This window comes from Pseudomonas morbosilactucae (assembly GCF_023241715.1).
GTDB lineage: Bacteria > Pseudomonadota > Gammaproteobacteria > Pseudomonadales > Pseudomonadaceae > Aquipseudomonas > Aquipseudomonas morbosilactucae.
Genome location: NZ_JALQCW010000124.1, coordinates 1 through 14790, shown reverse-complemented (window position 1 = coordinate 14790; position 14790 = coordinate 1). Strand labels below are relative to the sequence as shown.

12 protein-coding genes and 2 pseudogenes are annotated in these 14790 nt (G+C 64.4%); 3 read left to right on the top strand and 11 right to left on the bottom strand.

The annotated features are described in order from the left end of the window. Window positions 1-422: ABC transporter ATP-binding protein (locus M1B34_RS32985; RefSeq protein WP_268267361.1), on the bottom strand; the 422-nt coding region annotated here is incomplete at its 3' end. A gap of 176 nt (window positions 423-598) precedes the next feature. Here M1B34_RS32985 and M1B34_RS32980 point away from each other — a divergent pair. Next, entirely contained in the window at window positions 599-1147 is a 549-nt protein-coding gene (locus M1B34_RS32980; protein ID WP_268267360.1) for a YniB family protein, read from the top strand. 9 nt (window positions 1148-1156) lie between these two features. Here the strand turns inward: M1B34_RS32980 and M1B34_RS32975 are convergent, their stop codons facing one another. From M1B34_RS32975 to pedF, 10 genes and pseudogenes are all read right to left on the bottom strand, one after another. Beyond that, the gene (locus tag M1B34_RS32975) at window positions 1157-2884 is read right to left on the bottom strand and encodes a hybrid sensor histidine kinase/response regulator (protein WP_123331283.1); all 1728 of its coding nucleotides are present in this window, start codon (window positions 2882-2884) and stop codon (window positions 1157-1159) included. Next, window positions 2868-4031: an alcohol dehydrogenase-like regulatory protein ErcA gene (ercA, locus tag M1B34_RS32970; RefSeq protein ID WP_123331281.1), complete on the bottom strand. Its 1164-nt coding sequence runs from the start codon at window positions 4029-4031 to the stop codon at window positions 2868-2870. The genes M1B34_RS32975 and ercA overlap by 17 nt, the downstream gene beginning before the upstream one ends. A 144-nt stretch (window positions 4032-4175) precedes the next feature. Then, window positions 4176-5090, bottom strand: a complete 915-nt coding sequence (gene pqqB, locus M1B34_RS32965) for a pyrroloquinoline quinone biosynthesis protein PqqB (protein ID WP_268267359.1) — start codon at window positions 5088-5090, stop codon at window positions 4176-4178. A 64-nt stretch (window positions 5091-5154) separates the two neighbouring features. Next, complete coding sequence (gene pqqA, locus M1B34_RS32960; protein ID WP_011060521.1) at window positions 5155-5226, bottom strand: pyrroloquinoline quinone precursor peptide PqqA; 72 nt, start codon at window positions 5224-5226, stop codon at window positions 5155-5157. Between the two features lie 357 nt (window positions 5227-5583). Further along, on the bottom strand, window positions 5584-7104 hold the full coding sequence (gene exaC, locus M1B34_RS32955; RefSeq protein WP_123331277.1) for an acetaldehyde dehydrogenase ExaC: 1521 nt from the start codon (window positions 7102-7104) through the stop codon (window positions 5584-5586). 199 nt (window positions 7105-7303) lie between these two features. After that, window positions 7304-9073, bottom strand: coding sequence for a PQQ-dependent methanol/ethanol family dehydrogenase (locus tag M1B34_RS32950; RefSeq protein WP_268264007.1), 1770 nt, complete (start codon window positions 9071-9073; stop codon window positions 7304-7306). Between the two features lie 266 nt (window positions 9074-9339). Continuing rightward, window positions 9340-10268, bottom strand: a pseudogene (locus tag M1B34_RS32945) (quinoprotein relay system zinc metallohydrolase 1). A gap of 27 nt (window positions 10269-10295) precedes the next feature. Further along, window positions 10296-11057, bottom strand: coding sequence for a quinoprotein dehydrogenase-associated SoxYZ-like carrier (locus M1B34_RS32940; RefSeq protein ID WP_123331271.1), 762 nt, complete (start codon window positions 11055-11057; stop codon window positions 10296-10298). Between the two features lie 9 nt (window positions 11058-11066). Then, window positions 11067-11942 (bottom strand): substrate-binding periplasmic protein, encoded by an 876-nt coding sequence (locus M1B34_RS32935; RefSeq protein WP_123331270.1) that lies wholly within the window; start codon window positions 11940-11942, stop codon window positions 11067-11069. Between the two features lie 5 nt (window positions 11943-11947). Beyond that, window positions 11948-12409, bottom strand: coding sequence for a cytochrome c-550 PedF (pedF, locus tag M1B34_RS32930; protein WP_123331267.1), 462 nt, complete (start codon window positions 12407-12409; stop codon window positions 11948-11950). Window positions 12410-12662: 253 nt separating this feature from the next. Here pedF and exaA point away from each other — a divergent pair, with 253 nt between their 5' ends. Both exaA and M1B34_RS32920 read left to right on the top strand, forming a co-directional pair. Then, window positions 12663-14558 carry a quinoprotein ethanol dehydrogenase gene (gene exaA / locus M1B34_RS32925; protein ID WP_268267358.1) on the top strand — a complete coding sequence of 632 codons (1896 nt, stop codon included), beginning with the start codon at window positions 12663-12665 and terminating at the stop codon, window positions 14556-14558. A gap of 99 nt (window positions 14559-14657) precedes the next feature. Further along, window positions 14658-14790: pseudogene (locus M1B34_RS32920) on the top strand (pentapeptide repeat-containing protein); the annotation flags it as partial.

Genomic DNA, 14790 nt, shown 5'->3' with positions numbered 1-14790 from the left:
CCGGAGAGCTGTTCGGGGTAGCGCTGAAGCAAATCACCCAGCCCCAGGCGCTCCACCAACTGTGCTTGCCAGCGGGGATCGAAGCGCCCCGCCAGCCGCGCCTGGAACCCCAGGTTGTCTTCGACCCGCAGGCTGCTGATCAAGTTGAACTGCTGGAACACCAGCCCCACTTGCGTGCGGCGCCAGCCGGCGCGCTGGCTTTCATTGAGCCGCTCCAGCGGTTGCCCATCGATGCGGATGCTGCCGCCGTCTACCCGGTCCAGCCCGGCGACCAGATGCAGCAAGGTGCTCTTGCCGCTGCCCGACTCCCCCATCAGCGCCAGGCTGCTGCCCTGGGCCAGGTGCAGGTCCACGCCCTGCAACACCGTCAGCGGGCCCTGGGGCGTGGCGTAACCTTTGTAGACCGCGTGTACATCGAGCATGGGTGAGTGAGTCCGCCGGCAGATGGGGCTCAAGGATAGCCCCTGTGACAGCACGGGCTTGAAGAAACCTGCGTAGGCAACGGCGAAAGGCCGCCCCGCCCCCAACTAAAAGGCCTATCGGCCAGCGGCCTCGAAATATAGTATTGCCGCCCGACTCGTCATGGCAGGAAGCACACATGAACTATCTACGCGCCCAGTTGCTCTACCGGCTCAGCATCGCGGCAGGCGCGCTGACCTTCAGCGCCGCGCTGATTTCCACGGTCTTCTCAACCCTCAAGATGCTGCACTGGCGCCTGGACAACGGCACCGCCATGTCCGAAACCATCAATCGCCCGATCACCCAATTCACCGTCTGGCTCAATAACAACACCCGCCCCCTGGACTGGTTCTGGGACAACAGCCCGACCCCGGATTTCATTCGCCTGAGCAACGCGTCGCACTGGAAATACCTGGTTATCTACCTGCTGATCTTTCTTGGCGCGGCCCTGTATTCCTGGGGGCGGACCCTGATGGTCAAAATGGAGGCCATCGAAGACCAGATGGAGGCCCAGCTCAAGCTCGCCACGCCGGACGGCGAGACGGCCATGACCCGGGAACAGCTGGAAGATTCGACAGTGATCGACGAAATACCCTCGTTCTTTGCCCAGGTCAGCCTGCTGGTTGTGAAACCGCTGACCATCGGCCTGATCGGCGTGGGCCTGCTGTGGATGCTGCGGATTATCTGAGCCGGCGTCCTAGCCCAGCAACTGGCTGAGCACCGCCCGCAGCTTGCCCGGCTTGACCGGTTTGTTCAGCAGCGGCGCGCCGAGCTTCTGCAAGGCGCGGCGGCACTGGTCGCTGCGGTCGGCGGTGATGATCACCGCTGGCACCCGCTGCTGGAAATGCTCGCGCAACTGCTTGACCACCTCGCACCCGGTCACCCCGTGATCCAGGTGGAAGTCCGCCAGGATCAGCTCCGGCGCTCGTCCCTGCAGGACCTCCAGGGCCGCCGCCTGATCGGTAGCGGTGAGCACCTCGCAGCCCCATTGGCCGAGCAGCGCGGCCATGCTTTCGAGGATGCTGGTTTCGTTGTCCAGCACCAGTAGCCGGCGCCCCGGCAACGGATTGCCAGCGCCCGGTTGCGGCAGCGCCAGGCTGATGGGCAGTGGCACTTCCCGGGACAGTGGCACCTCAATGCCGAACATCGAACCGCGCCCCGGCTGGGAACGCACCAGCACCCGGTAACCGAGGATCTTGGCGATGCGTTCGACGATCGCCAGGCCCAGGCCCACGCCTTTGCGGTCGGCAGCCCGGCCCACGTCCAGTTGGTTGAATTCGAGGAAGATCGAGTCCAGGCGGTCGGCAGCAATGCCGCGTCCGGTGTCCCAGACTTCCAGGCGCAAAAACTCGCCCCGGCGCCGCGCGCCCAAGAGGATGCTGCCCTGCTCGGTGTAACGGCAGGCGTTGCTGAGGAAGTTACGCAGGATCCGTGTCAACAGGCGCAAATCGGTGTGCAAGGCGAAGTCGCCGATCCGCGACCGCAAGGTCAGCCCGGCAGCCTCGGCCACTGACTGGAACTCCGACGCCAGGGGCGCCAGCAGTTCATCCAGGCGATACAGGGCCGGGTCCGGCTTGACCGCAGCCTGGTCCAGCTTGGAAATGTCCAGCAGATCGGTGAGCAGGTCTTCGGCGCCTTCCAGGGCCTGATGTGTACGCTCCACCAGCACCTGTTCGCTGGCCGGCAACTGCCGCTCGCGCAAAGTGGAAATCAGCAGGCGCGCAGCGTTCAAGGGCTGCAACAGGTCATGGCTGGCGGCGGCCAGGTACTTGTCCTTGCTGCGGTTGGCGGCCTCGGCAGCGTCCCGGGCCTCGCGCAGGTCACGCTCGACGCGCTCGCGCTCGGCAATCTGCTGCTGCAGGTTGCGATTGGCTTCCAGCAACTCGTCAGTGCGCGCCGCCACCCGTTGTTCCAACTGATCGTTGAGTTGCTCCAGGCGTTGCTGGGCCAGCTTGCGCTCGGTGATGTCGGCGACAAAGCCCTCCACCAGGCCATCCTCGTCAGGCTTGAGCAGCAGGTTCATCAGCACATCGATGCTGCTGCCGTCCTTGCGCCGCAACTGGGTTTCATACCCCAGCAGGCTGCGCTCGCGCTCAAGCCGGTCACCGATGGCCTCCAGCTCCGCAGCGCCGCCAACAAACAGGTTGCCCGCCAGGTCCGCCAGGGAAAACAGCACCTCCTGCGGGTCGCTGTACCCGAGCATGCGCGCCAGGGCCGGGTTGGCCGCACGCATGCCGGCCAGCAGGCTGGCCTGGAAGATGCCGTGCACCGCATGCTCGAACAGCCATTTATAGCGATTGCGTTCGGTTTCCAGGTCTTCCAGGCGCGCCGCCAGTTCCGGGTAGTGACTCTTGCGCGCCGAATGGTTGCCCAGTCCCAGCAACCCGGCCAGGGCCCGTTGCTGCTCCTCAGAGGGCCTCGCCATACACGACCTCGACATCACGCTGGCTGGATTCACGCGGGTTGGTGAGGATGCACGGGTCGTCCATCGCGTGCTGCGAAAGGAACGGAATGTCGCTGCTGCTGACGCCATGCAGGCCCAGGGTTTCGTGGAAGCCGATGGCGTGTTTGAGGGCGATCAGGTGCTCCACCAGGCGCCCGCAGATCTGCCGCTGGTTGAGGCCCCGGCAGTCGATGCCAAAGGTTTCGGCGATCACCTTGAAACGCTCCGGCGCCGAGCTGTAGTTGAAGGCCACCACATGCTCCACCAGCACCGCGTTGCACAGCCCGTGGGGCAAATCGAGAAAGCCGCCGAGGCTGTGGGACATGGCGTGCACCGCGCCGAGAATCGCGTTGGAAAACGCCAGCCCGGCCTGCATGCTGCCGAGCATGATCTTTTCCCGCAGGGCGATGTCCGCCGGGTTGGCGATCATCTGCACCAGGTTGCCGTTGATCAGGCGCATGGCTTCCAGGGCGTGGGGGTCGGTGAGCGGGCCGTGGCCGGTGGAGACGAACGCCTCGATGGCATGCACCAGGGCGTCGATGCCGGTGCAGGCGGACAGGAACGGGTCCATGCCGAGGGTGGTTTCCGGGTCGATCAGCGACACATCCGGCACCACCGCCTTGCTGACGATGGAAAACTTCATGCGTTCCTGCTGGTTGGAAATGATCACGAACTGCGACACGTCCGCCGAGGTGCCGGCGGTGGTGGGAATCATGATCAGCGGCGGGCTGGGCACGCGGATGGTGTCCACGCCCTCGAACTCAAGAATGCTGCGGCCGTGGGCGACCACAATGCCGATGCCCTTGCCGCAGTCCATGGGGCTGCCGCCGCCGACCGCGACAATCACGTCGCAACCGTTCTCCCGGTAGATCTCGGCACCGAGCATCACCTCCTCCACCCTGGGGTTGGGGGAAACGGCGCTGTACAGGCAGTAATCGACGCCCTGGGCCTGCAGGCTGGCCTCGACATCGGCGACCCAGCCGGCGGCGATCACCCCGGGGTCGCTGACCACCAGGACCTTGCGCGCACCGAAGGTTTTGGCGTAGTTGCCGACGTTATGCCGACAGCCGGCACCGAAGATGATTTCCGGGGAAACGAATTTACGCAGCAGACTGAGATTCTGGCTCATGGCGGAAGCCTGTTTCTTATTGTTCTGAAAAGAGAACGCCAGCCTAAAGCAACGGCGCGCAGCGCGCTATGTGCGGTGTGGAGCGCGGAGCTTCAAGCTTGCGGCTTGCGGCTTACGGCTTACGGCTTACGGCTTACGACTGCCTCAAACAAAAACATCCATCCCGTCATACGCCACTTCAATGCCGCGCCGCGTCAGTTCGGCCCGCTCTACCGAGTCCTCATCCAAGATCGGGTTGGTGTTGTTGATGTGGATCAGCACCTTGCGCGCCCGGGGGAAGCCCTCCAGCACTTCCAGCATGCCGCCGGGGCCACTTTGCGCCAGATGTCCCATCTCGCTGCCGAGCTTGTCGCCGACCTCGCAAACGCGCATTTCGTCATCTCGCCACAGGGTGCCGTCCACCAGCAGGCAGTCGGCGCGACGCATCCAGCCCAGCAACGCGTCATCCACCTGCCCCAGCCCGGGGGCGTAGAACAGGGTGCCGCCGCTCTGCCGGTCCTCGATCAACAAACCGATATTGTCCCCGGGGTGGGGGTTGCCGCGGTGGGGTGAATACGGGGGCGCGCTGCTGCGCAAAGGGATCGCCCGCAACAGCAGGTTGGGGCAGGCGGCGATGCTGAAGGCCTCGCCGGTCAGGTCGATGGGCTGCCATTGCAGGCCGCCGTTCCAGTGGCTGAGCATGTTGAACAACGGGAAACCGCTGCTCAGGTCCTGATGGACCATCTCGGTGCACCAGACTTGATGAGGGCAGCCTTCGCGCAGGCTGAGCAGCCCGGTGCAATGGTCGATCTGGCTGTCCAGCAGCACCACCCCGGCAATCGCCGAATCCCGCAGGTGCCGGGCCGGTTGCAGGGTCGGAAACGATTCGAGCTGTACGCGGATATCGGGCGAGGCGTTGCACAGAATCCAGTCCACCCCGTTGTCACTCAAGGCGATGGACGATTGGGTCCGGCGTTGGGCGCGGACACTGCCGTTGCGCACACCGGTGCAGTTGCGGCAGTTGCAGTTCCACTGCGGGAAGCCACCCCCGGCCGCGGAACCAAGAATGCGGATATGCATGGGGGAAGCTCCCGTGATCGGAGGAGACTCCGGCCAACGCAACGATTGACCGGAGCGGAACGCATCAACGATTGGCGAAATACATCGTCACTTCGAAGCCAATACGCAGATCGGTGTACGCGGGTTTATGCCACATGGGTCAATCCTCTTCTTGTGCCGGGCGATTCCGGTAGAGGCATTAATGCACGGAGGGCGACGGGGTCGAATGCTACTTTCGAAGGAGCGCGCGGGGTGCATTGGTAGGGGGCGAACCGCGGCGCCGAGGACCATGGTCAAGGGACGCTCGCCATCGGGCAAAAAAATAGGAGCCGCCATGGCAGCGAGGGCACAGCACAAGCCCGGTCGCCGCCAGCCGACTCCTACAAAGAGAGAGCGATCACACCAGACGGCACGACGTCCACCCAAGGCGCCGCACCGTTTACATCTGCCGGCCAGCCGGCATCCTCCTGGCAGGTGTAGCGCAGTACCCTCTGCGCCCTCCCGGCCCAGGCCTTTAGAAGAAGCCCAGCGGATTGATGTCGTAGCTCACCAGCAGGTTCTTGGTCTGCTGATAGTGGTCGAGCATCATTTTGTGAGTCTCGCGACCCACACCGGATTTCTTGTAGCCGCCGAACGCCGCGTGCGCCGGGTACAGGTGATAGCAGTTGGTCCACACACGCCCGGCCTTGATCGCCCGGCCCATGCGATAGGCGCGGTTGATGTCGCGGGTCCACAGGCCGGCACCCAGACCAAACTCGGTGTCATTGGCGATGGCCAGGGCTTCAGCCTCGTCCTTGAAGGTGGTCACGCCCACCACCGGGCCGAAGATTTCTTCCTGGAACACGCGCATCTTGTTGTGGCCCTTGAGCAGGGTCGGCTGGATGTAATAACCGCTGGACAGGTCACCCTCCAGACGCTCGGCGGCACCGCCCGCGAGCAGCTCGGCGCCCTCCTCCTGGGCAATCTTCAGGTAAGACAGAATCTTGTCGTACTGCTGCTCGGACGCCTGGGCGCCGACCATGGTCTCGGTGTCCAGCGGGTTGCCGCGCTTGATCTTGACGATCTTCTTCATCACCTCGGCCATGAACGGCTCGTAGATGGATTCCTGGACCAGCGCCCGGGACGGGCAGGTGCACACTTCACCCTGGTTGAAGAACGCCAGCACCAGGCCTTCGGCGGCCTTTTCGATGAACTGCGGCTCGGCCTGCATGATGTCTTCGAAGAAGATGTTCGGCGACTTGCCGCCCAGTTCCACGGTGGACGGAATGATGTTCTCGGCCGCGCATTTCATGATGTGCGAACCCACCGGGGTGGAACCGGTAAACGCGATCTTGGCGATGCGCTTGCTGGTGGCCAGGGCCTCGCCCGCTTCGCGCCCAAAGCCCTGGACAATGTTCAGCACGCCCGGCGGCAGCAGGTCGTTGATCAGTTCGGCAAACACCATGATCGACAACGGCGTCTGCTCGGCCGGCTTGAGCACCACACAGTTACCGGCAGCCAGGGCCGGTGCGAGCTTCCAGGCGGCCATCAGCAGCGGGAAGTTCCACGGGATGATCTGCCCGACCACGCCCAAGGGCTCGTGGAAGTGATAGGCGGCAGTGTGTTCGTTGATCTCGGCGCTGCTGCCCTCTTGAGCACGGATGCAGCCGGCGAAGTAACGGAAATGGTCGGCGGCCAGGGGCACGTCGGCGTTGAGGGTTTCACGCACGGCCTTGCCGTTGTCCCAGGTCTCGGCAATCGCCAGGATCTCCAGGTTCTGCTCGATGCGGTCGGCGATTTTCAGCAGCACCAGGGAGCGATCCTGGACCGAGGTCTTGCCCCAGGCATCGGCTGCGGCGTGGGCAGCGTCCAGGGCCTTGTCGACGTCTTCGGCGCTGGAACGGGGGAACTCGGCAATCACCTCACCGGTGACCGGCGTGGTGTTGGTGAAGTATTGGCCATTCACCGGCGCGACAAACTCACCGCCGATGTAATTGCCGTAGCGCGGTTTGAACGACACGACGGCGCCTGGGGTTCCGGGTTGTGCGTAGATCATGCTGAGCCTCTGCTTGGGTCGATGCCTGTTATTCGGCAGGCGATAGACCGATGGTAGAGAGCCCCGCGTGCCAGACGAATGCGCCGTTGGCAGGGGGGGCTCTCGTCATTTGGTAGTAGGGGGGGGGGCCGCTCGCGGCCCAGTTGCGAGCTTGGAGCGGCAAGCTTGAAGCTTGCAGCTCGCCACTTGCCGCTCGCTACTACTTCACCAACGCCTTCGGCAACTTAAAGGTCCAAAGCATCCCGCCCTGATTGAAGTCTTTGACCCGCTTGGCCACTTCGCCGCCCCACAGCGGCACCGCGCCGCCCCAGCCGGAGAGCACCGACACATATTGCTCGCCGTCCATTTCCCAGGTGATCGGCGAACCCAGGACACCGGAGCCGGTCTGGAACTCCCAGACTTTTTCGCCGGTCTTGGCGTTGAACGCCTGGAGGAAGCCTTCAGGCGTGCCGGTGAACACCAGGTTGCCCTTGGTGGTCAGCACCCCACCCCACAGCGGCGCGAAGTTTTTGTGGCGCCAGACTTCCTTGCCCGTGACCGGGTCGATGGCCCGCAGTACGCCGATGTAGTCCTCGTTGAGTGGCTTGATGGTGAAGCCCGCGCCGAGGAACGCTGCGCCCTTCTTGTAGGCGATGCCTTCGTTCCAGATGTCCATGCCCCATTCATTGGACGGCACGTAGAACAGCCCGGTGTCGCGGTTGTAGGCCATGGGCATCCAGTTCTTGGCGCCGAGGAAGGCCGGGGCGACGAACACCGAGGTGCCTTTGGCTTCGCTGCCCGGCGCGCCAGGACGGCTGGCTTCGTTGTAGATCGGCCGGCCATTTTTATCCAGGCCGGTGGCCCAGGTGATCTTGTCGACAAACGGGAAGCCGCGGATGAACTTACCGTTGGTGCGGTCCAGTACATAGAAGAAGCCGTTACGGTCGGCGGTGGCGGCGGCCTTGATCTCCTTGCCCCCTTCCTTGTAGTTGAAGGAAATCAGCTCGTTGACGCCGTCATAGTCCCAACCGTCGTGGGGGGTGCTCTGGAAATGCCATTTGATGGTGCCGTCGTCCGGGTTCAGCGCCAGACGCGACGAGGAATACAGGTTGTCGCCCGGGCGCAGGTGGGAGTTCCACGGCGCCGGGTTGCCGGTGCCGAACAGCAGCAGGTTGGTTTCCGGGTCGTAGTAACCGCCGAGCCACGGCGCCGCACCGCCGGTCTTCCACAGGTCGCCGGGCCAGGTCTTGCCCGCCTCGCCGCCGGAGATGCCGTTCTCGATCGCCTTGCCGTCCTTGTAGACGTAGCCCATGTGGCCTTCCACGGTGGGCCGGGTCCACAGCAGGTCACCGTTTTTCGGGTCGTAGGCTTCGATCTTGCCCACCACGCCGAACTCGCCGCCGGCCACCCCGGTGATCAGCTTGCCGTTGACCACCATGGGCGCGGCGCTGATGGAATAGCCTTCTTTGTGGTCCGCGACTTTCTTGCTCCACACCACCTTGCCGGTGTCTTTGTTCAGGGCCACCAGCTTGGCGTCCAGGGTGCCGAAGAACACCAGGTCGCCGTACAGCGCCACGCCACGGTTGATCACGTCGCAGCAGGGGCGGATGTCATCCGGCAGGCGCGCGTCGTACTGCCAGAGTTTCTTGCCGGTGCGCGCGTCCACGGCGAACACCCGGGAGTAGGAACCGGTCATGTACATCACCCCGTCCTTGATCAGCGGCTGGGCCTGCTGGCCACGCTGCTTCTCGCCGCCGAAGGAGAAGGCCCAGACCGGCCGCAGCTCCTTGACGTTATCGACGTTGAGGGTATCCAGGGGGCTGTAGCGCTGACCCTGGACGCCCAGGCCGTTGGTGACGATCTGCTCCGGGTTTTTCGGGTCCTGGAGAATCTCTTGATCGGTGACAGCGGCCAGGGCCGAACCGGACAGCAGCATCGCGCTGAGCAACAGGCTAAGGGCCCAGGGTTGGCGACGAGAAGGGTGAGTCATGACGGCTACCTCTGCGGTTTTTGTTGTACCCGGGAAATTTTCCCGGTCTGCCGCCGATTCTTGGTCCCTGCCCCCTCGCCAACAATTGCCCGCAATGCGGAGTTTTCTAGTTCATTGGTAGGGGGAGGAGCAGCGGCAAGTGGCGAGCGGCAAGAAGACGCCATGCCCCCGCACTGTAGGAGCTGGCTTGCCAGCGAAGGGGCCCGCAAGATCGCCTTCGCCGGCAAGCCGGCTCCTACCCCCCACAAGCTCCCTCGCCACAAAGGTCAGTGGCCGTCGAGGCGCTGCAGGCGCTGGCGTTCGTAGCGCGGATAGAGATGACTGACGCTGCGGATCAGCTCGTAGCGGGTCAGGCTGATGCCGGCGAAACGGTCGGGGATCGAGGTGCGGATCATCTCGGTCATGTCGTCGCCCCGGGCGGCGCCGTCGCGCATCAGTTGGTCGAGCCAACCCAGGTAGTCGCGCATCTGGGCAAAGGGCGCGGCGTCGCTGGCCACCGGCCCGTGGCCGGGGACGATCTGTTTCCAGGGCAGGCCCTGCAAGGTGTCGAGGTCCTTGAGCCAGACGTCCAGCCCGGGGCTGTTGGGGGTGGTCAGGGCGCGCTGGTAAAACACCAGGTCACCGGCAAACAGCACCCCGGTCTGTTCATCGAAGATCGCCAGGTCCGCCCCGGTATGCCCGCCCAGCCCCAGCAGGCGCAACGAGTGCCCGCCGATGCTCAGGGTGCCGGGTTCCAGGACCTGGGTCGGCAACACCACCTCGGTGCCGCGCATCCAGTCACCGACCATGCGGTACATGTTCTCGGCCATGGCATCGCCCTGTTGCCGCAGCAGGTCGGTGGTGCCGGCCAGGGCGCCGATGGGCACGTCACTGAAGGCCTGGTTGCCCAGCACATGGTCAGGGTGATGGTGGGTCAGCAGCACCTGGATCACCGGTTTATCGGTGGTGGCGGCAATGGCCTGGCGCAGGGCCTCGCCGTAGCGCTTCGACGGCCCGCTGTCGATCACCACCACGCCGCTGTCGGTGACGATAAACGCCGTGTTGACGATATTGCCGCCGTTGCCTTGGCGAAATTGTCGGTGCTGCCTTCCAGCAGCCAGGTGCCCTCGGCGATCTGCCGGGGCTTGAGTTGATAATCCAGTTCAGCCCAGGCCGGCCAGGCCAGGCACGAGCACAACAGCAATATCCAGCGCATGGCGCGCTCCTGGTTGAATGAGAAGGGTCAGGGCAGCGTCGCGGCAAACTCGTTGCCGCTGTTGTCGCGCAACAGCAAGCGGGTTTGCCCGGGGCCCTGGATGTCGAACCCCAGGTTGGGGTTTTCGCTGACCGCCGGGAACAGCTCCAGCCGCGCCAGCACCTGGTCGTCGGCGTCCCGCAGTTCGGCGTGGTTGAGGAAGAATTCAGGAATGCCGCTGACCATACCGTTGTCCATCGGGTGGGCCACCTGCACCCGCAGGCGGCTGCTGTCGCCACGGGGGTAACGCCCGCCCAGTACCTCGCCGATGTGTTCCTCCCAACCTGGCTGGGTGCGCACCACGCTGGGCGCAGTGCAGCCCCCGCCGGCGGCGTCGATCAGGGTCGAGCCCACGTGCCAGACCCCGTCGCGGGTCAGCACGGCCGCCCGCAGGGGCGTGGCCTGCTCGATACGGATGCGGATCGACAACCACGGCAGCACCCGCTCCCCCGGCTGGAAATCGACGATCTTCGGCAGCGGGTTGAGCTCGGCCCAGGCGAGGATCTTCACCACCTCGCCGGTGAAAGCCCGGGCATCGATCTCCAGGGGCACCTGGCGCGCATCTTCGGCAAACGGCGGCGCCAGCACCTTGACCCGCTCATCAAAGACAAAGGGCCCGTCGCCGAGCATCTGCTTGTGGTAGAAGGCCCACATCACCGAAGGCACCGGGTCGCGCCCCGGCTCCACCTGCGCCGCCTGGGCTGCCAAGGGCAACCAGCAGGCCAGCAGGCAACTCGCTCGCCAGTTCATCCCGCGCTCCTATTGATACATCTCCGGTACTTCGTAACGCAGGCCGTAGCCGGCGTAGAGGGTCTTGACGGTGCCGTCGCGGATCAGCCCTTCCAGGGCCTCTTCCACGGCGTAGGCCAGCTGGCGATTGCTTTCGTGCACCGCCATGCCGATCTCCCAGAGTTGCTTGCCCATGTTCGGGTAGGCGTTTTCTGCCAGGGCCAGTTGCGGGTCGGCGGCCTCATGCACTTGCCAGTCGATCTCGCCACGCATGGCCATTACCGCGTCCACCTCACCGGCCTTCATCGCCGCAAAGGCCTGGTTGACGCTGGGGTAATGATGGGTCTTGGCACTGAGCATGCCGTTGAACACCGAGGTCAGGTAGAAGGACGGCACGCTGTCCACTTCGACGCCGATGGGGTGCTCCTGGAACACCGCGACACTGGCCACGGAGGCCAAGCGCCGGGTGTCATACGCCACCTGCCAACACTCGCGCTGATACGGCCCGAACATCACCACGTGGTCGTTGTTGAGCTCGCCCAGTTCATTGCGTTTCTGCGCGTAGTCGTGGTCGTAGGGCACGCGCATCATCAGGTCGGCCAACTGCTGGTTGCGCAGTTGGCTGCCGCGCCAGATGTAGTCCCGCAGGTCGTCGTCGAGCTTCTCGCCGGGCGGCGCCCAGATCAGTTGCAGGCGCACGCCCATGGCTTTGGCCAGGGCCTGCGCCAGCTCCACGTCGACGCCCCGGGCCTGACCCTGGTCTTCGAAACTGTAGGGGGCGAAATCCTTGTAGACCGCCACCTTCAACTCACCCTCGGCGATCATTTCATCGTAGGTGCGTACCTGCGCCTGCACCGCCTGGCAGCACAGCAGCAGGCCACTCAAGAGCACGGCGAACAGACGCATGGCAATCACTCCTCGACGTGCACGCTGTCCAGGTAGGTGCGTACCGCCCAGAGCGCTTCCTGGCTCAGGTAGTCGGCCATTTTCGGCATGTACACCCGGCCGTCGCGCACGGCACCGTGGCGCACCCGCTCGACGAACCATTCATCACCGGCCTCGCCCACATCGAGCATGCGCAGGTCCGGGGCGATACCGCCGGACTTGGCTTCCAGGCCATGGCAGGCCGCGCAGTTCTGGTTGTAGGCCGAGGCGCCAATTTCCACGGCTTTGTCATGTTCGGCCGTAGTGCGGTACGGGTTGACCGCCGCCCAACCGTCGGCGTCCAGGGTCACGCCGGCATCCTTGACGGGCGTCAGGCCTTTGGTTTCCACCGCCTGGGGCACCACGTTGCCATGGGCCCATACAGCACCGGCGCCCAGCAGCCCGGTCAGCAGCCCTACCGCGAGCAAGGCGTTGCGTTTTGTTGTCATTGTTATGCCCTCAAGATTGCACGCAAAACCTCTCTACAGAGGCTATGCCGCCATCTTAGGAACAGCCCCGCGCCAGCCGTATGCTGCTTTGGTGGCCGGCCCCTACTCCCTTGGTAGTAGGGCTTGTGGCGAGGGCCTAAATCAGGTGCCGCCTGGGAACTATTCCCGGCAAGGGCGGGATATTTTCCGTATCTCGAAAACCCCTCGGCGACCCACCCTATGCAGGCCAAAACCTCCACTGGGAACTGCAAACATGACAATAAGATCGCTACCCGCCCTTTCTCCCCTGACCCTGGCCGTGCAGGCCTTTTTGCTGGTCAGCAGCCTGTCGCTGACCTCGGCCGCCGTTGCTGCCACCGCTCCGGCGGCACCTGCCACCAAGAACGTCACCTGGGAAGACATCGCCAACGACCACCTGACCACCAAGGACGTGCTGCAGTACGGCATGGGCACCAATGCCCAGCGCTGGAGCCCCCTGGCCCAGGTCAACGACAAGAACGTGTTCAAGCTGACCCCGGCGTGGTCCTACTCGTTCGGCGACGAGAAACAGCGCGGCCAGGAATCCCAGGCCATCGTCAGCGACGGGGTGGTCTACGTCACCGGTTCCTACTCGCGGGTATTCGCCCTGGACGCCAAGACCGGCAAGCGCCTGTGGACCTACAACCACCGCCTGCCGGACAACATTCGTCCGTGCTGCGACGTGGTCAACCGCGGTGCGGCGATCTACGGCGACAAGATCTACTTCGGCACCCTCGACGCCCGGGTCATCGCCCTGGATAAAAACACCGGCAAAGTGGTGTGGAACAAAAAGTTCGGCGACCACGCCGCGGGCTACACCATGACCGGCGCCCCGGTGCTGATCAAAGACAAGACCAGCGGCAAGGTGCTGCTGATCCACGGCAGCTCCGGCGACGAATTCGGCGTGGTCGGCCAGCTCTTCGCCCGTGACCCGGACACCGGCGAAGAAGTATGGATGCGGCCGTTTGTCGAAGGCCACATGGGCCGCCTCAACGGCAAGGACAGCACCACCACCGGCGACGTCAAGGCGCCGTCCTGGCCCGATGACAAAACCACCGAAACCGGCAAGGTCGAGGCCTGGAGCCATGGCGGCGGTGCCCCTTGGCAGAGCGCCAGCTTCGATGCCGAGACCAACACCATCATCGTCGGCGCCGGCAACCCGGGCCCCTGGAACACCTGGGCGCGGACCTCGAAAGACGGCAACCCCCACGACTACGACAGCCTCTACACCTCGGGCCAGGTCGGCGTCGACCCGAGCACCGGCGAGGTCAAATGGTTCTACCAGCACACGCCGAACGATGCCTGGGACTTCTCCGGCAACAACGAGCTGGTGCTGTTCGACTACAAGGACAAGGACGGCAAGGTGGTCAAGGCCACCGGTCACGCCGACCGCAACGGCTTCTTCTACGTGGTGGACCGCAACAACGGCAAACTGCAGAACGCCTTCCCCTTCGTCGACAACATCACCTGGGCCAGCCACATCGACCTGAAGACCGGTCGCCCCGTGGAGAACGAAGGCCAGCGTCCGGCCAAGCCGTTGCCGGGTGAGACCAAGGGCAAGCCGGTGGAAGTCTCGCCGCCGTTCCTGGGGGGCAAAAACTGGAACCCCATGGCCTACAGCCAAGACACCGGCCTGTTCTACATCCCCGGCAACCAGTGGAAAGAGGAGTACTGGACCGAGGAAGTGAACTACAAAAAAGGCTCGGCCTACTTGGGCATGGGCTTCCGCATCAAACGCATGTATGACGACCACGTCGGCACCCTGCGGGCGATGAACCCCACCACCGGCAAGGTGGTCTGGGAACACAAGGAACAGCTGCCACTGTGGGCTGGCGTCTTGGCGACCAAGGGCAACCTGGTGTTCACCGGTACCGGCGACGGCTTCTTCAAGGCCTTCGACGCCAAGACCGGCAAGGAGCTGTGGAAATTCCAGACCGGCAGCGGCATCGTCTCGCCACCGATCACCTGGGAACAGGATGGCGAGCAGTACATCGGCGTGACCGTGGGCTACGGCGGCGCAGTGCCACTGTGGGGCGGCGACATGGCCGAGCTGACCAAGCCGGTGGCGCAAGGCGGTTCGTTCTGGGTGTTCAAGATCCCGAGCTGGGATAACCCGACCGCGAAACGCTGATCACCCTCCTTCGCCGGCCAGCCGGCGCCTGCAACGGGCATCCTCCCGCAGGCGCTGGCTGGCCACGCAAGCGGCCCGCCACACAAGGAGACACCGGCCATGAAATACCTGCCTTTGCTGCTCTTGCTGAGCCTGCCCCTGGCCCACGCCGACGATGGCGATGATGCGCCATTGATCGTCAACGGCTGCACCATCGCCGAGCACAGCCAATGCCCCGGCGCCAACCTGCAAG